This window comes from Salinivibrio sp. ML323 (assembly GCF_001995745.1).
Taxonomy (GTDB): Bacteria; Pseudomonadota; Gammaproteobacteria; order Enterobacterales; family Vibrionaceae; genus Salinivibrio; species Salinivibrio kushneri.
On sequence record NZ_MUES01000003.1, the window covers coordinates 24,065 to 49,193 of the forward strand.

The 25,129-nt window shown below is 50.3% G+C and carries 22 protein-coding genes; 15 read left to right on the forward strand and 7 right to left on the reverse strand.

Annotated features, from left to right (window positions below; all coding sequences use genetic code 11):
• Positions 1-37 precede the first annotated feature (37 nt).
• Both BZG13_RS03140 and BZG13_RS03145 read left to right on the forward strand, forming a co-directional pair.
• Positions 38-2,266 carry a methyl-accepting chemotaxis protein gene (locus tag BZG13_RS03140; RefSeq protein WP_077484953.1) on the forward strand — a complete coding sequence of 743 codons (2,229 nt, stop codon included), beginning with the start codon at positions 38-40 and terminating at the stop codon, positions 2,264-2,266.
• A 134-nt stretch (positions 2,267-2,400) separates the two neighbouring features.
• Positions 2,401-3,120 (forward strand): YebC/PmpR family DNA-binding transcriptional regulator, encoded by a 720-nt coding sequence (locus BZG13_RS03145; protein ID WP_069362842.1) that lies wholly within the window; start codon positions 2,401-2,403, stop codon positions 3,118-3,120.
• A 34-nt stretch (positions 3,121-3,154) separates the two neighbouring features.
• Here the strand turns inward: BZG13_RS03145 and BZG13_RS03150 are convergent, their stop codons facing one another.
• A complete protein-coding gene (locus BZG13_RS03150; RefSeq protein ID WP_069362841.1) occupies positions 3,155-3,745 on the reverse strand; it encodes a TetR/AcrR family transcriptional regulator in 591 nt (196 codons plus the stop codon).
• 235 nt (positions 3,746-3,980) lie between these two features.
• Between BZG13_RS03150 and BZG13_RS03155 the strand changes: the two genes are divergently transcribed.
• The 4 genes from BZG13_RS03155 to BZG13_RS03170 all read left to right on the forward strand — a co-directional run bounded on the left by BZG13_RS03155 (position 3,981) and on the right by BZG13_RS03170 (position 8,341).
• Complete coding sequence (locus tag BZG13_RS03155) at positions 3,981-4,715, forward strand: transporter substrate-binding domain-containing protein (protein ID WP_077484954.1); 735 nt, start codon at positions 3,981-3,983, stop codon at positions 4,713-4,715.
• A gap of 97 nt (positions 4,716-4,812) precedes the next feature.
• The gene (locus BZG13_RS03160) at positions 4,813-5,313 is read left to right on the forward strand and encodes a hypothetical protein (RefSeq protein ID WP_069362839.1); all 501 of its coding nucleotides are present in this window, start codon (positions 4,813-4,815) and stop codon (positions 5,311-5,313) included.
• A 117-nt stretch (positions 5,314-5,430) separates the two neighbouring features.
• Entirely contained in the window at positions 5,431-6,282 is an 852-nt protein-coding gene (locus BZG13_RS03165; RefSeq protein ID WP_069362838.1) for a lipase family protein, read from the forward strand.
• A gap of 187 nt (positions 6,283-6,469) precedes the next feature.
• Positions 6,470-8,341 carry a PhoX family protein gene (locus tag BZG13_RS03170; RefSeq protein ID WP_241824768.1) on the forward strand — a complete coding sequence of 624 codons (1,872 nt, stop codon included), beginning with the start codon at positions 6,470-6,472 and terminating at the stop codon, positions 8,339-8,341.
• Positions 8,342-8,639: 298 nt separating this feature from the next.
• Here BZG13_RS03170 and BZG13_RS03175 read toward each other — a convergent pair whose 3' ends face one another.
• Positions 8,640-9,980, reverse strand: a complete 1,341-nt coding sequence (locus tag BZG13_RS03175) for a magnesium transporter (protein ID WP_077484958.1) — start codon at positions 9,978-9,980, stop codon at positions 8,640-8,642.
• 214 nt (positions 9,981-10,194) lie between these two features.
• On the opposite strand from BZG13_RS03175, the gene BZG13_RS03180 reads away from it, so the two are divergent.
• The 4 genes from BZG13_RS03180 to msrB all read left to right on the forward strand — a co-directional run bounded on the left by BZG13_RS03180 (position 10,195) and on the right by msrB (position 13,160).
• On the forward strand, positions 10,195-10,635 hold the full coding sequence (locus tag BZG13_RS03180; RefSeq protein WP_077484960.1) for an ATP-dependent zinc protease family protein: 441 nt from the start codon (positions 10,195-10,197) through the stop codon (positions 10,633-10,635).
• 14 nt (positions 10,636-10,649) lie between these two features.
• Entirely contained in the window at positions 10,650-11,555 is a 906-nt protein-coding gene (gene rimK, locus BZG13_RS03185) for a 30S ribosomal protein S6--L-glutamate ligase (RefSeq protein ID WP_077484962.1), read from the forward strand.
• Complete coding sequence (locus BZG13_RS03190) at positions 11,542-12,609, forward strand: succinylglutamate desuccinylase/aspartoacylase family protein (protein ID WP_077484964.1); 1,068 nt, start codon at positions 11,542-11,544, stop codon at positions 12,607-12,609. Before rimK ends, BZG13_RS03190 begins: the two co-directional genes overlap by 14 nt.
• Before the next feature lie 107 nt (positions 12,610-12,716).
• On the forward strand, positions 12,717-13,160 hold the full coding sequence (msrB, locus tag BZG13_RS03195) for a peptide-methionine (R)-S-oxide reductase MsrB (protein ID WP_077484966.1): 444 nt from the start codon (positions 12,717-12,719) through the stop codon (positions 13,158-13,160).
• A gap of 34 nt (positions 13,161-13,194) precedes the next feature.
• Here msrB and BZG13_RS03200 read toward each other — a convergent pair whose 3' ends face one another.
• The gene (locus BZG13_RS03200) at positions 13,195-14,580 is read right to left on the reverse strand and encodes a class II fumarate hydratase (protein WP_198935501.1); all 1,386 of its coding nucleotides are present in this window, start codon (positions 14,578-14,580) and stop codon (positions 13,195-13,197) included.
• 160 nt (positions 14,581-14,740) lie between these two features.
• Here BZG13_RS03200 and BZG13_RS03205 point away from each other — a divergent pair, with 160 nt between their 5' ends.
• Positions 14,741-15,025 (forward strand): hypothetical protein, encoded by a 285-nt coding sequence (locus BZG13_RS03205; RefSeq protein WP_077484970.1) that lies wholly within the window; start codon positions 14,741-14,743, stop codon positions 15,023-15,025.
• Positions 15,026-15,076: 51 nt separating this feature from the next.
• On the opposite strand, the gene BZG13_RS03210 is transcribed toward BZG13_RS03205, so the two are convergent.
• The 3 genes from BZG13_RS03210 to BZG13_RS03220 all read right to left on the reverse strand — a co-directional run bounded on the left by BZG13_RS03210 (position 15,077) and on the right by BZG13_RS03220 (position 17,622).
• Positions 15,077-15,544, reverse strand: a complete 468-nt coding sequence (locus BZG13_RS03210; RefSeq protein ID WP_046075497.1) for an ASCH domain-containing protein — start codon at positions 15,542-15,544, stop codon at positions 15,077-15,079.
• A 192-nt stretch (positions 15,545-15,736) separates the two neighbouring features.
• Positions 15,737-16,984 carry a cysteine desulfurase-like protein gene (locus BZG13_RS03215; protein ID WP_077484972.1) on the reverse strand — a complete coding sequence of 416 codons (1,248 nt, stop codon included), beginning with the start codon at positions 16,982-16,984 and terminating at the stop codon, positions 15,737-15,739.
• Positions 16,985-16,986: 2 nt separating this feature from the next.
• Positions 16,987-17,622 (reverse strand): 2OG-Fe dioxygenase family protein, encoded by a 636-nt coding sequence (locus BZG13_RS03220; protein ID WP_077459016.1) that lies wholly within the window; start codon positions 17,620-17,622, stop codon positions 16,987-16,989.
• 439 nt (positions 17,623-18,061) lie between these two features.
• On the opposite strand from BZG13_RS03220, the gene BZG13_RS03225 reads away from it, so the two are divergent.
• Positions 18,062-18,673: a DUF6151 family protein gene (locus BZG13_RS03225; RefSeq protein ID WP_131825388.1), complete on the forward strand. Its 612-nt coding sequence runs from the start codon at positions 18,062-18,064 to the stop codon at positions 18,671-18,673.
• A 168-nt stretch (positions 18,674-18,841) separates the two neighbouring features.
• Positions 18,842-21,580 carry an aconitate hydratase AcnA gene (gene acnA, locus BZG13_RS03230; protein WP_077484976.1) on the forward strand — a complete coding sequence of 913 codons (2,739 nt, stop codon included), beginning with the start codon at positions 18,842-18,844 and terminating at the stop codon, positions 21,578-21,580.
• 39 nt (positions 21,581-21,619) lie between these two features.
• Here acnA and BZG13_RS03235 read toward each other — a convergent pair whose 3' ends face one another.
• Positions 21,620-22,663 (reverse strand): glycosyltransferase family 9 protein, encoded by a 1,044-nt coding sequence (locus BZG13_RS03235; protein WP_077484979.1) that lies wholly within the window; start codon positions 22,661-22,663, stop codon positions 21,620-21,622.
• A 96-nt stretch (positions 22,664-22,759) separates the two neighbouring features.
• Between BZG13_RS03235 and BZG13_RS03240 the strand changes: the two genes are divergently transcribed.
• Positions 22,760-23,170, forward strand: a complete 411-nt coding sequence (locus tag BZG13_RS03240; protein ID WP_077485243.1) for a diacylglycerol kinase — start codon at positions 22,760-22,762, stop codon at positions 23,168-23,170.
• A gap of 64 nt (positions 23,171-23,234) precedes the next feature.
• The gene (locus BZG13_RS03245; RefSeq protein WP_077484981.1) at positions 23,235-25,064 is read left to right on the forward strand and encodes a DUF3413 domain-containing protein; all 1,830 of its coding nucleotides are present in this window, start codon (positions 23,235-23,237) and stop codon (positions 25,062-25,064) included.
• Positions 25,065-25,129: the final 65 nt, after the last annotated feature.

Consider the following 25,129-nt stretch of genomic DNA (forward strand, 5'->3'; position numbering starts at 1 on the left):
GCTTATTTTTTATCCGATGCGATATTGAGGTGAGATCATGAAGCTCAAATATAAAATGTTAGTTAGCTTACTGGGTGTGGGTTGCATCCCCGCGTTGATCATTAGTTTGCTTTCTCTTCATACCGCCTCGTCGTCACTCGAGCATCAAACGTTTAGTCAGCTAGAAGCGTTGAGAGAGGTAAAACAATCAGCGGTCACACGCTACTTTCAAACGGCTGAAGGACAGATAATTACCACCGCTGAAACCCCTTCCGTGTCCAACACCATGGCCAGCATGATTGATGCCATGGAGACACTCCCTTCTCATACCGCCCAGGCAAGCTCACAACTGACCCGCTATTATCAGCGTCACCTCATTGATCCACTCGATGAGATCAGCACAGAGACACTACCCAGCGCACAAGATCTGGTGAACGATCTAACGCCACAAACGGTGGCGCTACAAAAAGCCTACTTAATCGACAACCCCAACCCCGCGGGAGAAAAAGGCGCATATCAAACCAGTGGCCAATTGTCTCAGTACGATCAAGCGCATCAAACCATCCATCCCTACTTACGCGATGTTCAAGAAAAGTTTGGTTACTACGACATCTTTATGATCGAAGCAAACCAAGGCCACATCCTTTACTCCGCCTCTAAAGAGCTTGATTTCGGCACGTCGCTAACAACGGGTCTGTTTAGTACGTCCGGCCTAGCTGACGCTTTCCGTCAAGCGAAAACGTTAGCAGATGGCGATACCGTGATTATTGATTTCTCACCCTACACCGCCTCAAACAACGCGCCAGCAGGGTTTATGGCATCGCCGATTTATCACAACGGTAGCGTCATTGGTGTGCTCGCCTATCAATTCCCGATAGATAAGCTCAGTGCGATTATGGCAGAGCGAGATGGACTGGGAAACACAGGCGAAACCTATCTCGTCGGACCAGATAACTTGATGCGCTCAGACTCCTTCTTAGATGCCGAGCATCGGTCGGTTTTCGCCTCCTTTATGCAACCTGCGCAAGGCAGCGTTGAAACACTGGCCGTTGAGCGTGCGATGCAAGGCGAAACCGGTATCGATGTCATTAATGATTACAACGGTAATCCCGTTCTCTCTGCCTACGCCCCGCTGACGGTCAGTGGACTCAGCTGGGCAATTATTGCGGAAATGGACGTCAAAGAGGCGTTCGCAGCACTCAACGAACTGCAAGGACTCATTATCACCGTGTTGGTGATTGCGGTGACTGCGATCGTAGTCACTGCTATTCTATTGACGCGTTCGATTACCCGCCCAATAGGTGGCGAACCGGCTGAGATGGCCAAGATAGTACAAACAATTGCCGACGGTGATCTGAGAGTGCGCTTTGACGCAAGCCCTAAAGCAACGGGGATTTATCGCTCCATGCGTGCGATGGCAACCAACCTCACGACCATGGTGTGCGATATTATCGGCGCCACTAACCAACAAGCGGCTGCGGCTGAGCAATTATCCTCCTCGAGCGTGCAAACACTCACTAACTTTGAAGCCCAAAACGCTCGGACAGAGCAAGTGGCGGCAGCGATGGAAGAAATGACAGCGACTGCCAATCAAATTTCCTCCAGTTCCGCCTCGACAGCGGATGCTACCGAAAAGGCGCGTTCACTTATCCATAACGGTGACCAACAAGTGACCGAGTCTGTCGATGCGATGCAAGATCTTGTCACGCGTCTCAATCACGCCAAAGAGCAAACAGATGCGCTCGGGCAAAGCGCTGAAGATATCTCCAGCATATTGCAAACGATTGGCCAAATTGCGGATCAAACCAACCTGTTAGCATTGAATGCAGCCATTGAAGCGGCACGCGCGGGCGAACAAGGTCGCGGCTTTGCGGTCGTCGCCGACGAAGTGCGCACACTGTCGCAAAGCACACAACAAGCGACCAGTGAGATCACGCAGATGATTGATAATCTTCAGCATAACTCCAGCACCACAACACAAGCTATCTCGGAGAGTGCGACAACCGCCAACTATGTCTCAGAACGCGCAGAAACAAGCTTATCGTCGCTCAAGCAAGCGGTGAATGCGGTGGATGAAATTGCAGACATGGCGATGCAAATGGCCAGTGCCTCAGAGGAGCAATCTCTCGTGGCGACGGAGATTAATCAAAACTTGGAAGAGATCAACACCATGACAGGTGAAAACCGTCAAGCGATGGATCAGATCACTCAAGCAACGCAGGATCTCAGTGAACTGTCCCATACACTAAAAGGCCACACGCAAAAATTTCAGTGCAAACAAGCCTAATCGAGCGGCATCATTTTCTCTGAGTACCCATCGCACTGACTTTGTTCAAGGTCAGTGCATTGACTGGTACAAAGGATCACTCTCTTGATAGAATCAACCCGTTTCTGCGTAAGCGTTATTAAGAGAGATTCCGAATGGGACGAAGTTTTGAAGTTCGTAAAGCGTCAATGGCGAAAACCCAGGGCGCGAAAATTAAGGTGTATTCAAAGTACGGTAAAGAGATTTACGTCTGTGCTAAAAATGGTGGCTCGGATCCTGAGAGCAATCTATCACTGCGTCGTTTGATTGAGAAAGCCAAAAAAGACCAGGTGCCTGGACACGTGATCGACAAAGCGCTCGATAAAGCCAATGGCACAGGTGGCGAAAACTATGAAGTAGCGCGTTACGAAGGCTTTGGGCCAGGTAGCTGCGCGGTGATAGTGGATTGCTTAACGGATAATAACAGCCGTACTTATATGGACGTACGCCAGTGCTTTGTGAAAAACGATGCGAAAATTGGCACGCCCGGTGCGGTGTCTCATATGTTTGAGCACCAAGCTGTTTTCCAGTTTAAAGGCGAGGATGAAGAAGGCACGCTTGAGGCCTTGGTGATGGCTGATGTGGATGTGTCAGACATCGAAGCAGACGAAGGAGTGATTACCGTTTTTGCCCCTCATACAGAGTTTTTCAAAGTGAAAAATGCGCTAAGTGACTTTCTTGGCGACACGCCGATTGATCTTGAAGAGATCACCTTTGTGCCTCAAATCGACACTCAGGTCAGCGGCGACGATGTTGAACGTTTTGAAAAGTTCCTCGATATGCTTAACGACTGCGACGACGTGCAAAATGTCTACCACAACGCAGAGCTAATCTAAACACAATGACTATGCGCCATGTCATCATGGCGCCTTATCGCTCACCCAGTTGCGTGAGTAACATTTGCGAAAATAACGCCCAATTTTGACGAAACTGATCGTCCCCCTGCAAGACATAACTTTGCAACCCCGCTCCAAGGAAAAACGCATCCACGACACGAATCGCCGTATCAATCTGATGCTGCGGGATTTTTCCCTGATAGAAGTACTCAATTGCGCGTGTATATTCCGTTAACCCATGTTGTGAAAAACGCTGAATAGCGACCCTAAACTGTTCATCAAATAAGGCTTGGGTGGTAAAGCTATACATCGCTTTCATCGCATAGGGCTCACATTGCATGGTGAGATACAAGGTATCCCCTGTCACTTCGAGATAACTCTCAAAATCATCAAAATTGGCAGGCTCGGCCACGGCGAGAAACATAGAGATTAATTCATCAACCGCTGCATATTTGACGGCATCAAGGTTGTCAAAATGATGATACAACGCCCCTTTACTGATCCCGGCTTTCTTCCCTAATTTTGTTGCCGTTAACGCAGCAAGCCCCTCATTTCCAACGATTTCTAGCGTAGTCGAAAGAATATGTTGGCGCATAGCACGCGACGCAATTTCGTTTTTGTTCATCGTTTTTTGATCAAAAGTGAAAGTTCAGATGAAAAAATAAAACATACCGAATGTTCATTCAATTTTTTTTGGGTAAAATGTGACCGATAACCGAATGATTCCTCAACACCAAGGCGCCGGAAGAAAAAAGGCATGAAAGTGGGTGTTGTAAAATAACAGAATAAGGTTCAAAGACAGGTTTAAACGCAATGGCTACAATGAAGAGAGGTAGAAATGGTAAGGGGTGAAGTCAGTGATGAAAAGACTATGGGCGTTACTGTTAACATTAGCGGTTACATGGCCGGTGAGCGCTAAGACCACGTATGTGGTTGGCGTACAGAGTTTTTCACAGTATTACCCGTATTCAGCCTATTCTAATCGCAACTATTCTGGCTTTAACCGAGAGCTTTTGGATATGTTTGCCAATGAATATCACTACCGTTTCGTTTATAAAGCGCTACCGTTAAGACGGCTCGATCGTCGATTTGTTGAAGGCGCCTTTGATCTAAAATATCCCGACAGTCCAGATTGGGGGCAAAAAATAAAAAAGAATGCCAGTGTCACATACAGTGATTCTGTGGTGAGCTACACGAATGGCGTCATGGTCATTGACCAATATTATGGCCGGCCTTTGGATGAATTCCGTTTACTCGGTACCGTTACTGGCTTCACACCTCATCCTTATCAATCTCGCATCAACGCAGGGAAAATACGTGTTGATGAAAGCTATCAATATGATTCGCTGTTAATGAAGGTCATCAGTGGTCGCGTTGATGGAGGCTATACCAATATTGACGTCGCACAGTTTTATCTTGACCAAATGGGGCTAAAAAAAGGCTCCGTCAAATTTGATGATGCCCTCCCACATGTGAAAGGAACACACCACCTTTCGACGATTCACTATCCAGAACTGATTAAAGAATTTAACCAATTTTTAGCCGATAATCATGCCAAGGTCACTGAGCTGAAAGCGCGTTATGGGCTTGAGTAATGAAGGTTTATTGCTTCCTTTCAGTCCGTAGTACTGTATACTCGACACGCCATTTCAGGCAGGATGAGTCGGTTGAATCAGTTAGAGAAGAGTTGCTTTGAGTAATCAGCTTATCAGTCTAGATTTGTTTTATGCGATTGAGCACCTTATGCCCGGGAAGCGCACTGCCGCGTTATTCCGTCGGTCAATTAAACACCTCCCCGTGACCACATTGGCGCTTACCCACTATGACTCCGCTGCAGGGCTTCAGCTCGCATTATTCCGTCATTGCCGCAATTATGTGGCCTTTACACAAGGCAAGCCCATTTCGCCTGATTTTGATTTCTCTGGGACTGCCGAGCAAATTTTGGCGGCTGAATCAGTGATGAAGGCCTTTATTCGTGGTGCCTACTGGTGGGTGGACTATCACATGAGCCTGTATCGTGACGATTGGAGCCAAGAGCAGTCTCAACGTTGGTTAAGAGACTTACGTTTGCTGGTACAAGTCATTATCGGTGTCGGGAATTGCACCAATGCGGAATTTTTGATCACGCACCGAGGGCCAATCCAAGCCCTGACTTACGATACACATCTCGAGCCTTTTCTTACTAATTATTAGTCATGCCTTGGCCACGCCCAGAGATCTGAGCTATTGATTGATAATCACACACTGCTTTCGCTATTTCGTCACGTTTATTCGCTAGCCTAGGCCCATGACGATGACACAAGGTTCACCATGAAGCGACTAAAGCGGTATCAATACGAGCGGTATGCCATTTTATGCCGCGCCTCTTATCCTGCCTATTTTAATCACACGCAGTACGGCTTCAGTCCGAGTGGGCGACGCGATATTTACGATCGCTGGGGGCGTTGTATTATTCGCGTGCTATGGCGAGATGATGACGATGTGGTAGTGGTATTTCGCGGCTCGCAAACCTTGTGGGACTGGCTGGTAAATTGTGCCTGTGGTCCTAAGCGTATTCGCATGGCTAACGCTTATTGTTGCGTACACTGGGGGTTTCACTACTTACTGACACAAAAAAGTTTGCCATGGCAACAGCACAAACGTCGTTACCAAGCAATGACGACCAGCCAGTTTGCTGATGTCGCACATGCCGCGGATATGGCTTCCTTAGACGGCAATACGGTGCTCGATAAACTCTGCTCCGCCCTTTCGCCTTTGGTCCAGGCCAACAAAAAAGTCTCTTTTATTGGCCACTCGTCAGGCGGCGCGATGGCGGTCCTTGCCGCGGCGATGCTTCCAACACCAATGAGCAGTGCCATTAAACGCATCGTCACCTTTGGTCAACCCGCTGCCGGTATGTGGCGCTTTAAGCAGCACTATCCTTTTCACACCAAAACCTACCGTATCTGTTGTGATGTCGACATTATTACCTTCTTACCCGGTATTCCTTTGCTGTATTGGCATGTCGGTCGGCTTCTATGGCTACATGAAAACAAAATCTATACCGACACGTCGTCACTGATTCGCGTGCTGCGGGTTTTATTTAGCTGGCTCGCACGCCCCATCGCTTATCACTACATGGATAAATACATCCGACGCAAAGATTACTTTGACCAACACTAATTTGTCTGTACCAACCAATACGTGATCTTGATACCAGCTTCCTTCACTGTCCCAAGACTGTCACCCAGTAGTCACCGCGTTTTCATATTGCCTCGCCACACTTTCGACCGACTTTGCGATGTACTTTCTAGCGCATCGCTATCACCTAAATCATAAATACGATAACGAACAGAAAGGAAGAATTGTCGTGAGCAAGCATATTGACCAACGTCCGCTGGACGCAGAACCCGAATTCAATCGCTTTATTGATGCCGCCGTCAGTCGTCGCCGCTTTTTACAAGGCGCGGGCGCAGCCAGTACAGTCGCTTTTTTTGCCGCTAACCCTGTCGCAAAGGCCATGGCTGGCAGCATGAGCAAAAGTGAACTGCTCGGGTTTGAAGCCATCCCCACCTCAACCGCTGATACAGTTAGCGTCCCTGCAGGTTATAAGGCAGATGTACTTGTGTCTTGGGGAGATCCTATTTTTGCCAATGCCCCTGCGTTTTCTCAACAAAACAACGCCGATGCGCAAGCGCAGCAGTTTGGCGACAATAATGATGGCATGACATTTTTCCCGCTCGCCAATGATCGCGCCTTGCTCGCGGTCAATAACGAGTACATCAACGATGAGTATTTGTTTACGCACGGTGGAGAAAACATCTCAGCCGATGATGCGCGTAAATCACAAGCAGCGCACGGTGTCTCCTTGGTTGAGCTCAAAAAAGTCGATGGTCGTTGGGTAGTGAATCCACAAGGCCGCTTAAACCGCCGTATTACCGCGTATACAGAAATGGCAATGACAGGTCCTGCTGCCAGCCACTCATTGCTTAAAACCGCGGCTGACCCCTCGGGTGAGAAGATCCTCGGCACCTTTAACAATTGTGCCAACGGCGAAACGCCTTGGGGCACCTATCTCACCTGCGAAGAGAACTTTAACGGCTATTTTGCCAGCGAAAAAACCGTGACCTTAGGCAAAACCTATCAGCGCTACGGCGTCAGCGATAGTGATTGGGGATACGACTGGTATAAACACGACGAGCGCTTTGATGTCGCCAAGCATCCCAATGAGCCCCATCGCTTTGGCTGGGTGGTCGAAATTGATCCTATGGATCCCAACTCAACCCCGAAAAAGCGCAGTGCGCTGGGTCGATTTAAGCACGAAAATGCCGCGCTGACCGTGAATGATGATGGTCATGTCGTTGTGTATATGGGCGATGATGAACGTGGCGAGCACCTGTATAAGTTTGTCTCTGAAGGAAAATACGATCCGAGTAAAGGTAGCGCTAATCGCGATTTGCTCGAAAATGGCACCTTATATGTCGCCAAATTTACTGGCAACGACGACGAGCTAAAAGGCCAAGGAGAGTGGTTAGAGCTCACCTTTGGTAAAAATGGCCTAACGCCAGAGAACGGCTTTCCTGATCAAGCTAGCGTGCTCATTTTTGCCCGCGAAGCCGCGACGCAAGTGGGGGCGACCACCATGGACCGCCCAGAGTGGGTCGCCGTGCACGCCGACAACAAACATGTTTTCTGCACCCTCACCAATAACAAACACCGCGGCGTGAAAGACAGCCAGCCATTAAATGCGGCCAACCCACGCACCAAAAACCCGTATGGTCATATTATTCGCTGGGCACCGACCCAAGGCGACCATACTCAGGCGACCTTTGAGTGGGACATCTTCGTGATGGCCGGCCACCCCGAGAAGCAATCTGGATTAATGGCAGGTACCGATAACATCAACAAAGACAATATGTTTAACAGCCCAGATGGTATCGGCTTTGATCGCGCAGGACGTCTTTGGATCCAAACCGACGGCGATTACTCCAACGAGGGCGACTTTGCGGGCATGGGCAATAACCAAATGCTCTGTGCCGACACGCAAACGGGGGAAATTCGTCGCTTCCTCACCGGGCCTACATCGTGCGAGATCACAGGACTGACCTTTACGCCCGACTCACGCACTATGTTTGTGGGCGTGCAACATCCAGGCGCGCACTTCCCTGCAGGCGGTGACGCCATTCCTCGCTCTTCGGTTATCATGATCACCAAAGACGACGGTGGCGTGATCGGGACCTAAACCTTCGTCGTCCAATGATCTAAGGTTTACTTTGTTAAAACCGCTCAGCCCTTGCCAACGCAAGGGCTTTTTGTAAGTTTATGTTCTATTTTGCTTAACAAAGGGGCAGAATAGCGCCAAAACTTGCCAGAAGCATGATGGGAGTGATTTTGTTATCTGAGTTGAAAAATATCGCCCAACTGTTGGTCGAAAACAAACTATTGACCACCATTGGTGTTATCGTTTTATAGCGCTCGTGACCATCACGCGCGCTATCAAGCGATCAACTGAGTGACGACGCATCACGTCCAAGTAAAACTCACAGTAAAAACAACGTCCCTAAGCCCAAGAAAGCGACAAAGCCGACGATGTCCGTCACTGTGGTTAAAATCACTGAGCCTGACAGTGCCGGATCAATCTTCAGCTTCTCTAATAACACTGGCACAAAAATCCCCGCCAATGCCGCACTGATGATATTGGCGACAATCGCAGCACCGATAACCGCACCAAGTCCCCAGCTTTCAAACCAGTAACCCGCAATGGCACCAATCACAAGCGCCCAAAGCACACCATTAAGCAGCCCCACTTTAAATTCCTTGCTCAAAAGAGGCTTTAGGTTAGCTTTAGAGATTTGCCCGAGCGCGAGGCCTCGCACGATCAGCGTCAGGGTTTGACTACCGGCGATCCCCCCCATAGAAGCGACCACGGGCATGAGTACCGCCAGCGCGACAACCTGCTGCAACGTTGCTTCAAATAGACCGATAAACCATGACGCGAGAAAGGCTGTCATCAGGTTCACCCCAAGCCATAACGCACGGTTGCGCGCACTTTTCATTACCGGGGAGAATAAATCTTCATCTTCATCCAAGCCCGCGGTGGCCATAATTTGCGCTTCTGCCCGTTCCGCTTGCATCTCATAAGCCGTGCCCAAATCAAGTCGCCCAATCAACATATTACCGTCATCCAGCACGGGCAGTGCGATTTCTTCACTGCTCGCGACTTTGTTAGCGCTGGTATAAATATCATCACGTGCGTTCAAGCTGGGGAACTGCTCACGGACCAGCTCACTGATTTTTAGCACCCCGTCCGCGCCGAACAGCTTATGAATAGGGACAGCCCCGACCCAGATGCCTCGACTGTCGACAACGAAGACATGATCACAATATTTGGGCATCACACGGCGCAGTAAACGCAGTACCACATTGACTTTTGTTTTGGCGGGCACCACTAAGGGTTGATGATCACACCAATGCCCCACTTGGTTATCCGCATACTGTTGTGCCGAGGCATAGCGTTGCTTTTGCTCCGAGTCCATACGACCGAGCGCTTCTTCTAGCAGCGGTTCGGTCAACACATCTTGCAACTCCAACAAGGTGTCCGCGTCGAGATCAGCAAAAAGCGTATAGAGTTGTGCCTCATCAACGGCACGGATCACCGCCTCACCGGCGTCATCACGCATTTCCGCCAACACTGGCAGTTGTAACGAGGGAGAGAGTTGTTCCCAAAAGCCCACACGATCGTTGACGGGCAAGGCTTCCAACAACAGAGCGAGGCTATCCACACCGTGTGCTTGCTCTATCTCTTGTATCGTCTCGGGCGCATCTTGATCGACTTTTGATAGCAAATCGTCAATCACTTCTTGTCTATCACTCGTTTGCATGGTAGTTCCTTCTCAACGGTCATCATGTGCACAACAGTCCAGCGAACCGCCCCCGGCAGGGGCCCTCAGCTGTCTCCTATATGCGATGATAGTGCCGTTTCCAGTGTGCGATGGTTATCACATATCATCGCCGATTTTTCAGATTCTTACCACGAATAACCGCTATCACTTCTATGGTGAAAGCAAGGCAGAGCACTAACGAGTAATGATAACAATGCCGGTTCAATCAACGGAAAAAGTGTGTGTAGGTTGGCGTGAGTGGATTAGCCTCCCCGACCTCAATATTGCGCGTATAAAAGCCAAAATTGATACGGGCGCGCGGACTTCATGCTTACATACCTTCAAAATCGAAGAGTTTGAGAAAGGAGACGTCACTTGGGTTCGTTTTTGGATCCATCCTCACCAAGGCGATGACGAGCATGTGATTCAAGCAGAAGCGCCCGTGCTTGCGCGTCGTGTCGTGCGCGACTCTGGCGGACATGAGCAACTTCGCTATGTGATTCAGACCACACTTAAAGCCGGTGAACTGTGTTATCCCATAGAGATGACACTCACCGCACGCGATAACATGCGCTTTCGTATGCTGTTAGGTCGTACCGCAATGACGGGAAACGTCATTGTCGATCCTATGCATTCATTTCTGCTTGGCAAATAGGAGCCCTAACCACAATGAAAATCGGTATCCTTTCCCGGAATAAAAACCTCTATTCCACTCGACGCCTGATTGAAGCGTGCGAACAACGTGGCCATGATTATAAAATTATTGACGCATTACGCTGTTATATGAGCATTAACTCGACACAACCGTCGATTCATCTCGCTGGCGAGGAGTTAGAGGGGTTTGGCGCCATCATTCCGCGTATCGGCTCCTCAGTCACCTTTTATGGCTGTGCCGTATTGCGCCAGTTTGAAATGATGGGGGTTTTTCCTGTTAATGAGTCTGTGGCCATTACCCGCTCTAGAGACAAGCTAAGGTCAATGCAATTGCTGTCGCGCAAAGGCATAGGTATGCCGCATACTGGGTTTGCCAGCAAGCCGGGTGATGTGGGTGATTTGCTGGAAATGGTGGGCGGTGTCCCTGTGGTCGTCAAGCTGCTGGAAGGCACCCAAGGCATTGGTGTCGTCCTCGCCGAAACCAAAAAAGCAGCTGAAAGTGTGATTGAAGCCTTTATGGGCTTAAAAGCCGATATTTTGGTGCAGGAGTACATTAAAGAATCCAGCGGTGCTGATATTCGATGCTTTGTGATTGGTGACAAGGTGATTGCGGCAATGAAACGTCAAGCCCAGCCAGGCGAGTTTCGCTCTAATTTACACCGCGGAGGCTCAGCATCCTTGGTTCGGATCACGCCCGCAGAGCGACGCACAGCCATCGCTGCGGCCAAAGCTATGGGGCTCAATGTCGCCGGGGTTGATCTGCTGCGCTCAGAACGTGGCCCGCTTGTCATGGAAGTTAACTCCTCTCCAGGGCTAGAAGGCATTGAAAACGCGACCGGAAAAGATGTTGCTGGCATGGTTGTGGAATATATCGAAAAGAACGCTTACTCAAAAAGGACACGCACTCGTGGGAAGGGCTAAAAAAAACAAGGCCATCGAAATCGGTGGCGAGACCGTTAACCCAGGTGATCGTCTCAGCCTAGAGCTGGAAATCGCTAAGCTTTATACCCACGCACCGCTCAACGTGAGTATCGAGGTACTTAACGGCAAATTATCGGGCCCCACATTGTTAATATGTGCAGCTATTCATGGCGATGAGCTCAACGGCATTGAAGTGGTTCGTCAAGTCATGGCCAAAACCGATCCGAAAAAGCTACATGGCACCTTAATTGCGATTCCTGTGGTGAATGTGTTTGGGTTTATTCATAAATCTCGCTATCTGCCAGATAGGCGAGACTTGAATCGCTCTTTTCCAGGTTCAGAACGTGGCTCTATTGCCGGGCGCATGGCGTATCAGCTTTTTAATGAAGTGATCAGCCAATGCACCCATGTGATCGATCTTCATACCGCCGCCATTCATCGCACCAATTTGCCTCAGATTAGAGCCAATCTGGAGAATCAAGAGGCAGCGGCGATGGCAACCGCATTTGGCGCGCCTGTGGTGGTAGATGCCGCATTGCGTGAAGGATCGCTACGCGCCGAAGCTGAGCGTATCGAGATTCCGGTGATCACCTATGAGGCCGGTGAAGCACTACGTTTTGAGCCTTACGCTATTAACGCAGGCGTTAGGGGATGCATACGCGTAATGCGCCACTTAGGCATGCTGCGTCAATCGCGGCGGAAATTACCGTACAAACCCGTCACAGCCAGAGCAACCCGTTGGGTACGTGCCGATGCAGATGGCATATTCCGCAGCCATATTGCCCTAGGTGAGATGGTCTCCAAGCAACAAGTCATCGGTATCATTTCTGATCCAGTAGGCAGTCAAGAGGTTGAAGTCATCGCCCCCCAGAGCGGCATTCTCATTGGGCAGCAAACACTGCCTGTGGTGAATGAAGGGGATGCGGTTTTCCATATTGCGTTCTTCTCACAACCCGATGACTTGATTGAGCAACATATGGAAGATTATCGAGATCAAGTCAAAGACGACCAAGATGATGAGCTAAAATGGGGAATTGGCACCCTATCAACATGATCGCGTCACGAGAAACAAACCGTACTACTTGCATCGAGCCATAAGATTCATAACACTACGCGTTTTGTAGCACGGGCAGCCGCCCGTTCAATAAGAGGAACGACATCATGCTGACATGGCAAGACATCGTCGCTCGAAGTGAAAACGGTAATCTCACGCCGCCGTCGCGAGTTGAGAAAACAGACCAAGAGTGGCAAGCACAGCTCAGTGAAGAGACCTTTCGTGTTACCCGCCAAAAAGGCACAGAGCGCGCGTTTAGCTCAGGGATGTGCACGCTCTTTGAACCAGGGCGTTATGGATGTACATGCTGCGGCACCTTGCTGTTTGATGCGCATGAAAAGTTTGATTCGGGGACAGGCTGGCCGTCGTTTACGCAACCTGCGCAAGATGATGCCATCGCCTATCATAAAGATGGCAGCCACGGAATGACGCGAATTGAAACCACCTGTGCCACCTGTGACGCTCACCTTGGCCATGTATTCCCAGACGGCCCCGAGCCATCTGGCTTACGCTTTTGTATGAATGCCATTGCACTTAAAAAAATGGATTAATGCTTTAAAGGGCGAGTCTGCCTCGCCCCGTATTTTACTCAGCAATACCGCCTTGTGTCAGTTTGGTTGGATCAAGCAACTCAGCCAGCTTTTCTCGGTCTAGATCAGTTTCTTCTTCGGCAACGTCGAGAATCGGGCGTCCTTGTTGATACGCTTTTTTAGCGATTTCAGCCGCTTTCAAGTACCCAACAACAGGGTTGAGGGCGGTGACCAAGATAGGGTTACGAGACAACGCGGCTTGCAGGTTATCTTCTCTCACTTTAAAGCTGCGAATCGCTTTATCGGCAAGCAGTCGGCTTGCGCCAGCGAGCAAGTTGATACTTTGCAACACATTCGCGGCAATCACTGGCAGCATCACGTTCAGCTCAAAATTCCCCGACTGACCCGCCACCGTCACCGTGGTGTCATTGCCCATCACCTGCGCAGACACCATCGCCGCCGACTCGGGAATAACGGGGTTGACCTTGCCTGGCATAATTGACGAACCTGGTTGCAACCCTTCCAGCTCGATCTCACCGAGTCCCGCAAGTGGCCCCGAGTTCATCCAGCGCAAATCATTGCTTAGTTTCATGGTTGCCACCGCGGTGGTTTTTAATTGACCATGAAGGGCCACCAGCGCATCTTGGCTGCCAATGGCAAAGAATGGGTTCTCACTTGCCGTAAAACCCGTCTTGCTCAGCGCGGCTACCGCTTCGGCAAAACGCTCAGCAAACAATGGGTGAGCATTGATCCCTGTGCCGACCGCTGTCCCTCCCTGCGCCAACGCGCGTACCGGCGACAAACTTTGGGTAATTTGTACCATGGCATGTTCAATTTGCTGCGACCAGGCATCCAGTTCTTGCGCCATGGTGACTGGCATGGCGTCCATTAAATGGGTACGCCCGGTTTTGACAATATCGCCAACGGACTGTTTCTTTTCTTGCAAAGCATCACGCAAATGAGCCAGTGCAGGCAGCAGTTTTTGCTCGCAGCCTAACGTGGTACTGATCTGAATGGCCGTTGGCACGGCGTCATTGCTGCTTTGGCTCATGTTGACATGATCGTTGGGGCTAACCATCTCACCGGATTTCTCTGAGGCTAAGGTAGCAAGTACCTCGTTCATATTCATATTCGAACTGGTGCCCGACCCGGTTTGAAACACATCAACAGGAAACTGATCCAAGTGATTACCCGCCATGATTTCTTGTGCGCTCTCACAAATGGCGTCGGCAATCTTACGCTCTAACAACCCCAGTGACTCATTTGCTTGTGCCGCACCGTATTTCACCATCGCCAGTGCGCGAATAAAGTCTTCGGGCATGGTCTGATCACTGACCGCAAAGTTATTCACCGCACGTTGCGTTTGTGCCTGATACAAAGCCTGCTCAGGCACTTCAACGTCACCCATACTGTCTGTTTCAATACGTGTTTTCGCCATGATCATATCCTTTTATGTCGCCATGCCATTTCGATAATGGTTATCATTAACACATTAAAGTAGCTAAATGAAGTCAGTCACTGCATCCGTTGACAAAAAATCCGTGCCTCTTCGTCGTGCATCTCCTAGTATGGCGTCATTGTCACCCATAACGAGCAACATTATGCAAGAAGAAACCAGTACCAGTATCACTAATTTGATTGAAGTGGTTGAGAACCAGATTGCCGACCAAGAGCCTAAAAAGGTAGCAGAAACCTTGATGCGCCTACGTATGACCGGCTATTCACGCGATGAAGCTATCGAGTACATTGCCTGTGCATTAATGGTTGAGATCTACGACGTCAGCAATCACAACGGACAATTTACCCTGTCCCGCTATGAAGCCAACTTAGATACCCTGCCAGACATGCCATGGGCCGATGAGATTAATTTGGATATCGGTGAGTAACGCCTTCAGTTAAGCAATTACCCTAAAAGCCGCTCAGCGCGGCTTTAATTTTTAGAGTGGATAGACTTTCTCAAACTCTTCAAGCACCACATCCGAGTGCTCATCAAAATGCAACCCGTGTGTTTTGGCGTACTGGGAGAAGTATCCCCAATGCGCTTCGTGCCAACACTGGTAAGAACCATCTCCCTCCCCTTCTCGTGCAGCAAATTCGGCGCTGACTTGGTTAAATGGGCAATAGCTCACCTGTGTGGTTTTGACGATGCAAACGGGTCGCTGGTGACCATTAAGGACAATCTTATAATGTCCTTTTTGCGGGATCACCGCATTTTTCTCTTCCAAAGAACTACGCAACCGGCAGTGCGCTTTCTTTTTATTCAAACTCACCAAGGTCGCGACTTCATTGGCTCTGACGGTATGGTGGCTTAACGTATCGACTACCACCATATCGTCACTTGGCCGCTGGTGAGTTGGCAGGGTCGCAAGGTACTGGTGCCAAAAGGCGTATTGTTCTTCAGTCATCTCTCTCGCCTTGTTTTCTTTTTGAATGGGTTCTTGGGCAGTTAAACGACGGTTATCTTAACGCTCTGTTTCGTTTTCGCCTATGCGCCAGCTAACGTTTCACATTTTTCTTACAACGAAATAAAGGTCGCTGACACTAACCAACCAATATAAAAAAGCGGCCAGGATGGCCGCTCAGAATAGAAGAGACGTTTAATCGCTAATAAATGGCAATAAGGCTTGGTGTAGCCGATCAATTTCATCAACCGTGTTGTAATGCATCATACCGATGCGGATCACACCGCCCTTGTCTAAAACATCAAGCTGTTCACACAAGCCTTGCGCATAAAAGTGGCCGTTCCAGACACAAAAATTTTGCGCGCCGAGTGCTTGCGCAACCTCAGCTGGCTCGACCCCCTCTATACGCATCGCAAAGGTAGGGGTACGTTTATCGAGCAGATGATCGTCAGTAATGCCATAGATACGTACTTTGGGATAAGCGCGCATCAACTGAATAAAATGAGCAGACAGGGCCCGCTCATGTGCTTGATACTGCGCAAAGCTTGCCGCTAGTCTTTCTCGTAGTGAAGACGTTGGATCGCCCCATTGTGCAAGATACTCAACCGCGGCGATAAAGCCCGCAATGGCTTCAAAGCTTTGCGTGCCCGTTTCGAACCGGCCAGGGCCTTGATTAGTCGCAGGTTCTACTTTGTACGGTTTTAATGTCTGTACCCACTCAGGCGCGACATACACAAAACCAACATGGGGCCCAAAAAACTTGTACGCCGAACAGGCAAGGAAATCGCACCCGAGTGCTTGCACATCCACTAAGTGATGGGGCGCGTAATGCACCGCATCGACATACACTTTGGCGCCGACTTTTTTCGCCATCTCCACCACTTTTGCCACATCCACCAAACTGCCTGTGGTGTTGGAGGCCAACGTCACCGCAATTAACTTGGTTTTGTCGGTAATCAAGCTGGCAAGATGTGTCATATCGACAGAATATGTCGACTCTTCAACACGCACCTGTTTCACTGTCGCGCCTTTATCGTGCGCCGCTTGCTGCCAGCTAGACACGTTAGAATAGTGATCCAGCGCGGAGACAATCACCTCGTCCCCCGCCTGCCAGTCGCGACTGATTGCGCGGCTCAACGAGAAAGTCAAGGTGGTCATATTAGGCCCGAATACCATGCTTTCTGACAATGAGGCATTCACAAAGGCGGCCGCCACATCCCGTGCCCGCTGCATCAGCTCGGTGGTATAACGACCAGAGAAAAACTGGCCACCAAGGTTGGCGTTGTAGTGCCCTAAATAATCCACCATGGCATCAAGCACCGCGCGGGGCACTTGCGCGCCCCCTGGGCCATCAAAAAATGCAACGGGTTCGCCTTCAATGATTTGGGCGAGCGCGGGAAAGTGGCCCCGAACAGCATGAGGTGAAAAGCCTGCTGGTGTCATCGTTACTTCCTTGTTGCTGTGAGTACAAATACATCCATCGTGCCCGGTTTCTGGTTATCCACGGGCGTAATTGGCTCAGCGTAATGCCACAGTGTACGGTCATCAAGTGCTGCCATTTGTCCCGGTGCCAGCGGCAAACTAAACAGCGGGGCGCTTGTTTTGTGACTAAATACCTGAAAGTCACCGCCATCAATATTATCGCGGCCAATGCTCACAATGGCGATATGATCGAAGCCATCTTGGTGAACCCCCTCTGGGGCGACTTGTACCGACTGATCATCCGCCTGAATACGAATTTGGTGGATTTCAATATCGTTACCGTCGCTTAACTGATACATATCGCGGAAAGTGCGACACATGGCATGAAAGCCAGGCTTTTGCACGGTTTCTGATTCAATATCTTCAAATGTCCTCGCCACATCGCCTTGGAACTCGTTGATATCCGAGGTTTGCATAAACGGCCGTGGTGGTAGTTTTTCGACACCTTCATTGAAAACATGAACCACCGAGTAACGACGAAGTCGATAGCCGCCGTCTGCATGTGAAGTGCCAGGGAGATTATCAAACGAGGGTTGAAGCTGCTTGATGTCGTTATCATCCAGTTGATTGAGCTGCATGAGTAGTGAAGACGTAGTCATGGCGTTCTCCTTTTATCCGTACCGAAGCACGCATTGATGCCAGGGCCATTGCCAAGCACAATATTAACAAATGCGTTACATGTTATTTTTAACTAAATCCCCTACCATTTCCAGTTTCGACCCTAGATTTGTCGACTTTAAAACCATCAATCAGAATGATTACCTACTAATACCCCTTAAGCCATTGAAAACCTCCAACCCAAAAGTTAACAATTAGTAAACATTAGCATTAACCACCAATCAAAAGGCAATGATCGATATTTTAAGTCGCACTCTCGGCAGTTTACTGTCACGAAAAGTTGCCATATCCGATAGAACAGGATCTTATAGATAACGTTTTCGCGTGATTGCGACGGTCTATATCCGTTTTATCGCAAACGTCTAAACACATAATTCGCGCTATACTGATGAGATAGGCTCTGCAACTAGGGGAAATAATATGGCACGTCTTGCCATTCGGTGTTCATGTGGGCAAATGACAGGCGAGATCATTGATGCACAACAAAGCCAACGTTGTGTGTGCTTTTGCAGTGATTGCCAGGCCTATGCGCAAACACTGGGCTACCATACTGAACTCGAGCCAGGCGGCGGCACAGAAGTGCTACAAATTACGCCATCGCAGCTCCGCATTTATCGCGGCCGAGATCAATTAACCTGTTTGAGACTGAGCGAACGAGGTCTATACCGCTGGTATACCCATTGTTGTCAAACGCCTATCGCCAATACCATTCATGCCGATATTCCTTTTGTTGGCGTGGTGAGCGCTTGCTATCAGATTGAAGGCGATAATGAAGAAGAAATCGGCCCGGTTCGCTGGTATGTGCAAGGACAAGATGCTCGCTCAACGCCTACAGCAAACAAGGTTCACGCAAGATTTCCATTGCGCCTGATGATTATCACTGCCGTAAAGGGCTTGTGGACACGGCTACTGGGTAAGCATCGTCCGAATGTCTTTTTTGACCGTGAAGGGCGTCCGCGTGGCCTGATTCATCATGTGGAGCAATCAGCCCCCCTCATCGAGAAGGAAAAAGCCTCTGCCGTGACAAGATAAGGTAAGACCGATGGGAGTGATAGGTTGTATCGTGATAACAACGCTTTAACTTCGTCATCATCCCATTTACAATAGAGCTGTAAAATCAAGCAATCCCCCGAGCGAGGCGACAGCCTTCTAGGCAAGGTCGCCTCTCTTATTCACAATAACGGACAAGGGGAGGCATCCGTGAGCAACCCATCTCAACACCCAGATAGTTTCAACACCCGACGTACTCTACATGTCAACGGTGAAACCTACGACTACTACCGCCTGGACGCACTGTCCGATAATTTCGAGATCAGTCGTTTACCCTACTGCTTAAAAGTCCTGCTAGAGAACTTGCTACGTAAAGAAGATGGCAAGAATGTCTCCGCAGACGACATTCGTACGCTTTGCCAATGGCAAGCCGATAAAGCTGGGCAAGATCAGGTAAACTTCACCCCTGCACGTGTCGTGCTTCAAGATTTCACTGGCGTACCTGCCGTGGTGGATCTCGCAGCCATGCGTGCCGCCATGCGCGATTTAAAAGGCGATCCAGCCAAAATCAACCCGCTTGGTGCGGTTGATCTTGTCATCGACCACTCGGTCATGGTGGATGACTACGGCAACCCTGATTCCTTGCAGAAAAACACCGAGATTGAGTTTGAGCGTAACAGCGAGCGTTACCAGTTTTTGCGCTGGGGTCAACAAGCCTTCTCTAACTTCCGCGTGGTGCCACCTGGCACTGGGATTGTGCACCAAGTAAACCTTGAGTATTTAGCACCGGGTGTACTGGTGGAAGAGCAAGGCGGCAACAAGTTAGCCATGCCAGATACCCTGGTAGGTACAGACTCGCATACCACCATGATCAACGGTTTAGGCGTGCTCGGTTGGGGCGTGGGGGGGATCGAAGCAGAAGCGGCGATGCTCGGCCAGCCTATCACCATGCTGATCCCAGAAGTGGTTGGTTTTGAGCTAAAAGGTGAGCTGCCTGCTTCCGCTACCGCCACTGATTTAGTACTCACCGTCACCCAGATGCTACGTGAACGCGGTGTGGTGGGTAAATTTGTTGAGTTTTATGGTCCCGGGCTCGCCAAATTACCGCTGGCCGACCGTGCGACCATTGCCAATATGGCGCCCGAGTATGGTGCAACCTGTGGCATCTTCCCGATTGATAATGAGACCCTCAACTATATGCGCCTGACAGGCCGCACTGATGAGCAAATCACACTGGTCGAAACCTACGCCAAAGCACAAGGTCTGTGGCGTGATGACGACGCACCCGTTGCCGATTACAGTGACACGCTCCATCTCGACCTCGGCGATGTGGTACCAAGTCTTGCTGGCCCCAAACGCCCACAGGACAGAATTGCATTAACCGACGCCAAAGCCCAGTTCGATCAGCTGTTGGAAAAAGAGCAAGCGGCAGCAAATAACCTGATCGCCAGTTTTGCCAGTGAAGGCGGACAAACCGCGGTCGATAATCCTAGCCTTCGAGAACAAGGTAAAGTGGAGGTCGACTACAAAGGTGAGCGATTTACGCTTGAGCATGGGGCCGTTGTGATTGCGGCAATCACCTCCTGCACCAACACCTCGAACCCTGCCGTGCTTGTTGCTGCGGGGCTGGTCGCCAAGAAAGCACGCGAGCTTGGCTTAAAAACAAAACCGTGGGTGAAAACCTCGCTTGCTCCCGGATCACAAGTAGTGCCGGCTTATTTAGAAAACGTCGGCCTGCTCGAGCCGCTTGCAGCGCTTGGCTTTAATATCGTTGGCTTTGGCTGTACCACCTGTATTGGTAACTCAGGGCCGCTACCTGAGCCTATCACTGAAGCCATTCGCTCGGCGGATCTGCTTGCGACCAGCGTGCTTTCCGGTAACCGCAACTTTGAAGGCCGTATTCACCAAGATGTGAAAGCCAACTATCTCGCCTCACCACCGTTAGTGGTGGCCTACGCACTGGCGGGTAATATGAATGTCGATGTCCTTAAGGAGCCATTAGGACAAGATGAAAACGGTAAGCCTGTTTACCTCAAAGACATTTGGCCCACCCCGCAGGAAGTGGCGCAAACTATCCAATCCGCAATGACGGAAGGGCTGTACCAAGACAAATACGCGGATGTGTTTGCCGGCACAGACGCATGGCGTAAACTGCCGGTGCCTGAAGATGAGATTTATTCATGGCCTGACTCCACTTACGTTAAAAAACCAACCTACTTTGACGGCATGACCATGGCACTGCCGGAAATGAAACCGATTAAAGGCGCACGCTGTGTGGTCAAAGTCGGTGATTCGATCACGACCGACCACATCTCACCCGCCGGCGCAATTAAGCCAGATAGTCCAGCGGGCGAGTATTTGAAATCTAAAGGCGTTGAGCCAAAAGATTTCAACAGCTACGGCTCACGTCGAGGCAACCACGAGGTGATGGTACGTGGCACCTTTGCCAACGTGCGCTTGAAAAACCAAATGGCGCCGGGCACCGAGGGCGGCATGACTACCTATTTGCCCACCAATGAGCAAATGAGCATCTATGAAGCGGCCCAACGCTATCAAAAAGATAATACGCCATTAGTCGTGCTTGCGGGTAAAGAGTACGGGACAGGGTCGAGCCGTGACTGGGCCGCCAAGGGTACCAACTTGCTGGGTATCAAAGCCGTCATTGCTGAAAGCTTCGAGCGTATTCACCGCTCTAACTTAGTGGGCTTTGGCGTGTTGCCACTGCAATTTAAAGAGGGTGATTCCGTCGAATCACTTGGGCTGGATGGGACAGAAGTGTTCGACTTTGACGAGATCAAGGGCGAACCCTCTACCCTCAAGGTACGTGCGGTTCGGGATGATAAAACCATGGAGTTTGACGTCAACGTCCGCATCGATACTGCGGTTGAATGGGATTACTACCGCCATGGCGGCATTCTCCACTACGTGCTGCGCCAACTCGCTAGCTAATACTGGTACCAATACCCAAAAGGCCCCGCGGGGCCTTTTTTATTGCGTCGCCATCATGGTTTCAAACGCGTCGATCACCTGCTGAGTGTCAATGGCGGCCATCACATGATCGCCTTTCACCCGCGTGCTCCATGCTAATTGCTCAACGGGCTTTCCATGTTGCTGTTCAGCAAAGGTTTCATAAACACTGACCACATCCGCGAGATTATTATAAGGGCCGGTGCGCTTCGGGTTGCTATGGCCATAAAGGCCTAAGACGGGCGTGCCTTGTGTGGCTGCCATGTGCGCGGGGCCGGAATCGGGGGCCAGCACCGCATCGGCGCACGCGAGCACCGCAGCCAATTGCTTGAGACTGGTTTGTCCCACCAAGTTCATCACCGGCACGTTGGCATCGGCAATAATGCGCGCGGCCAGCGTTTTTTCACGCGCGGCCGGTGAACCACACAGGACCACCTGATACCCTTTACCGACCACGTAGTCGGCGAATTCAGCGTAGCGCTCTGGCAGCCAGTTGCGCTCGTCTTTACTCGCGGCAGGACTGATCACGACAGTAGGTTTGTCACCCAGTTGCGCTTCGGCAAAGGCATGATCGTCTTCAGAAAGTGGTAGTTGCCACTGCGGCGGCGTAACCGGCACGCCCAAGTATTGAGTAAAGGCGAAAAAGCTATCTAACACATGGCACGACTGGGTGTCGGGGATCCGTTTATTGGTAAACAGCCACTGCCCCTCTTTCGCTCGGTGACGATGAAACCCCACGCGATGGCGCGCGCCGATCCCCACCGTCAATAAGCTAGCGCGTAAAGCAAGCTGCATATGCACTAGCGCATCAAACCGGCGCCCTTTCAGCTGCTGCCAGACGTGACGCATGCCTGCCAAGCCTGCCTTTTTGTCAAACACCACCAGCTCCACTCCTTCAAGCCCGGCTAAAAGCTGTGCTTCGACTTTACCAACCACCCAAGTGATCTGCGTCTGTGGCCAATGGCGCTGCACGGCTTGAATCGCCGCCACCGCATGGCAAACATCGCCAATCGCAGACAGGCGTATAAAACACAGGGAGCGTGGGGCGTGAGTAAACAGAGGCATAACAAATTCCAATTAAGTTATCGCGCCGATTATGCAGTTGGCTCGGTCAAATGTAAAATGCCAGCCTATCGATCAAATTGTTACGAGAATGTATTTATGGGCGCTAATACATCCCCCTCAGAAAAGCCGCGAGGGCTGATACGTATCATTAAAGCCACCGGCTATTCTTGGGCTGGATTAAAAGCGGCATATCACCATGAAGCGGCGATCCGTCAAGAAGTTGTATTATTGGCTGCGGCGCTAGTCGTATTACTCTGGCTGCAATTACCGCTGACGGAATCCTTGATGATGTTCGGCGTCATTGTGTTAGTGATTATCGTCGAATTACTTAACTCCGCCATTGAAGCCGTGGTCGACAGAGTGGGTGAAGAGCGTCATGAGCTCAGTGGCAGAGCCAAGGACATCGGCTCTGCGGCGGTATTTGTCAGTTTGCTTTTGGCGGGTGTGGTCTGGCTTGCCACCCTTTGGCATCACTTCGGCACGCCACTTATTCAGTCATACACCTAAACACACAACCCGGCAACGCGCCCAATACGTTGCCGATTGATTCACTCAACTGTGATGAGAAACCATGTCTTTTAAATCGCGACTTCAAACACATAGCTGGTTTATTGCCATTAACGCTCTTGTATTGATGGCAATAGCTAGCCGCTACTTTGCGTTTCTACCGAGTTTTCCCACTGAGCCACTTGGCATCATCTTTATCGTGGTCAGTATCTTTAGCCAAATGGCCTTACTCGCCGCCATTGTTGGCTTGGTGACACTTCCACTTTTACTCCTACCAACCAAGGTGCGCCAACCATTGCTCGCCTTGATTGCCTCGGTGGGTGTGATCACGCTTTTCATTGATACCATCGTGTTTGCCCAGTACCGATTCCATATTAATGCCATGGTGCTGGATCTGATCCTCGCCGGACAGATTGTCAGCTTCCCGCTGATCACTTGGCTGATGGTGATCGGGGGCGTGGTTGTGTGTGTCGCTGCGCAATGGTGGCTACTGGCTGCATTGTCACGGACACGTTTTTCTTCCCAACAGAAAATCGGCAAAAAATTCGCGCTGCTCACGTTTCTTACCTTGCTTGCCACCCACGGGATTCATATTTGGGCTGCAGCCTATGCGTATCAGCCCGTGACAACGGTGAAACGTTATTTGCCACTTTTTTATCCGGCCACCGCTAACACTATGATGCGTAAAAACGGCTGGATTGATGAACAAGCTCTAGCACGCCAAAAAGCCATGGATGTGGATCGCGAAGCCGATCTTAACTATCCCCTTTCACCGCTGAACACGACCGAGGTTGAGCAACCGGTGAATATCATGTTTTTGGTGATTGACTCATGGCGCGCAGATACCTTCAATGCCGACAACACGCCCAACCTTTCGGCACTGGCGCAAGATGGCCGTACCTATTCACATCATCTCGCGACGGGGAACGCCACTCGAACCGGCATTTTTGGCCTGTTTTATGGCATGCCTGGCACCTATTGGCACAGCTTTCTTGCCAATCAACAATCACCGATGCTGATGGATCGCCTACAGGCGCTCGATTATCAACTGGGTGTGTTCACCGCGACACAATTGGAAAAGCCGGAATTCAACCAAACCGTGTTTGCTAAGGTGTCCGATTTACGTAACGGCTCTGAGGGCGGCTCTCCCGCCGAGCTAGACGCGGATCTCACCCAAGATTGGATCCGTTGGCACCAGCAGCGTGACCCCAATCGTCCCACCTTCTCGTTTTTATTTTACGATGCGCCACATGGCTATGATTTTCCTGCGGACTTTACCCCCAAATATCAGCCGATGTTGGATGAAGTTAACTACCTCAAGTTGGACAACGAGACAGATCCGACACCGTTTTTTAATCGCTACAAGACCAGCGTACGTTACGTTGATAGCTTGGTGGCCCAAGTGGTTGAGGAGCTAAAACAAAGCGGAGAATTCGACAATACTCTGCTGGTGCTCACTGGCGATCATGGACAAGAGATGAATGACAACCAACTGAATTTTTGGGGCCACAACAGCAATTTTACTGACCCACAAATTCACGTGCCTTTCGCGATGATAGGCCCCGGCATCAATGCCAAACAAGTCGATACTGGCAAGCGGCTGACCAGCCACCAAGATGTAGCGCCCACCCTGATGAAGCATTATTTAGGCGTCACGTCCGATGCGGCCAGCTACGCGATCGGTCATGACTTGCTTGCACCCAACCCCGGTCAAGATTGGGTGTTATCGTCAAACTATAGCGGCTATGCGTTAGTCACCGACGATACTATTTTAGAAGTGGGTGCAGGGGGGCAATATCAATACATGGATAACACCAACCGACCCATAGAAAACGCGTCACCTGACTTTGCGCAAATGGAAAAAGCCCTCGAGCAAATTAGCCGTTTCCGCTAGTCCGTTGTTTGCGCGAGACTCCCCTTCACGAGCCTCTGTCTTCCAGAGGCTCATTTATCCATTTT

Coding starts and splice junctions, on each gene's coding strand:
- BZG13_RS03140 (WP_077484953.1), top strand. CDS start 38: ATGAAGCTCAAATATAAAATGTTAGTTAGCTTACTGGGTGTGGGTTGC.
- BZG13_RS03235 (WP_077484979.1), bottom strand. CDS start 22,663: ATGCCTCTGTTTACTCACGCCCCACGCTCCCTGTGTTTTATACGCCTG.
- BZG13_RS03175 (WP_077484958.1), bottom strand. CDS start 9,980: ATGCAAACGAGTGATAGACAAGAAGTGATTGACGATTTGCTATCAAAA.
- BZG13_RS03145 (WP_069362842.1), top strand. CDS start 2,401: ATGGGACGAAGTTTTGAAGTTCGTAAAGCGTCAATGGCGAAAACCCAG.
- BZG13_RS03165 (WP_069362838.1), top strand. CDS start 5,431: ATGAAGCGACTAAAGCGGTATCAATACGAGCGGTATGCCATTTTATGC.
- BZG13_RS03210 (WP_046075497.1), bottom strand. CDS start 15,544: ATGACTGAAGAACAATACGCCTTTTGGCACCAGTACCTTGCGACCCTG.
- BZG13_RS03215 (WP_077484972.1), bottom strand. CDS start 16,984: ATGACACCAGCAGGCTTTTCACCTCATGCTGTTCGGGGCCACTTTCCC.
- rimK (WP_077484962.1), top strand. CDS start 10,650: ATGAAAATCGGTATCCTTTCCCGGAATAAAAACCTCTATTCCACTCGA.
- msrB (WP_077484966.1), top strand. CDS start 12,717: ATGCTGACATGGCAAGACATCGTCGCTCGAAGTGAAAACGGTAATCTC.
- BZG13_RS03225 (WP_131825388.1), top strand. CDS start 18,062: ATGGCACGTCTTGCCATTCGGTGTTCATGTGGGCAAATGACAGGCGAG.
- BZG13_RS03180 (WP_077484960.1), top strand. CDS start 10,195: ATGCCGGTTCAATCAACGGAAAAAGTGTGTGTAGGTTGGCGTGAGTGG.
- BZG13_RS03240 (WP_077485243.1), top strand. CDS start 22,760: ATGGGCGCTAATACATCCCCCTCAGAAAAGCCGCGAGGGCTGATACGT.
- BZG13_RS03150 (WP_069362841.1), bottom strand. CDS start 3,745: ATGAACAAAAACGAAATTGCGTCGCGTGCTATGCGCCAACATATTCTT.
- BZG13_RS03220 (WP_077459016.1), bottom strand. CDS start 17,622: ATGACTACGTCTTCACTACTCATGCAGCTCAATCAACTGGATGATAAC.
- BZG13_RS03245 (WP_077484981.1), top strand. CDS start 23,235: ATGTCTTTTAAATCGCGACTTCAAACACATAGCTGGTTTATTGCCATT.
- BZG13_RS03155 (WP_077484954.1), top strand. CDS start 3,981: ATGAAAAGACTATGGGCGTTACTGTTAACATTAGCGGTTACATGGCCG.
- BZG13_RS03205 (WP_077484970.1), top strand. CDS start 14,741: ATGCAAGAAGAAACCAGTACCAGTATCACTAATTTGATTGAAGTGGTT.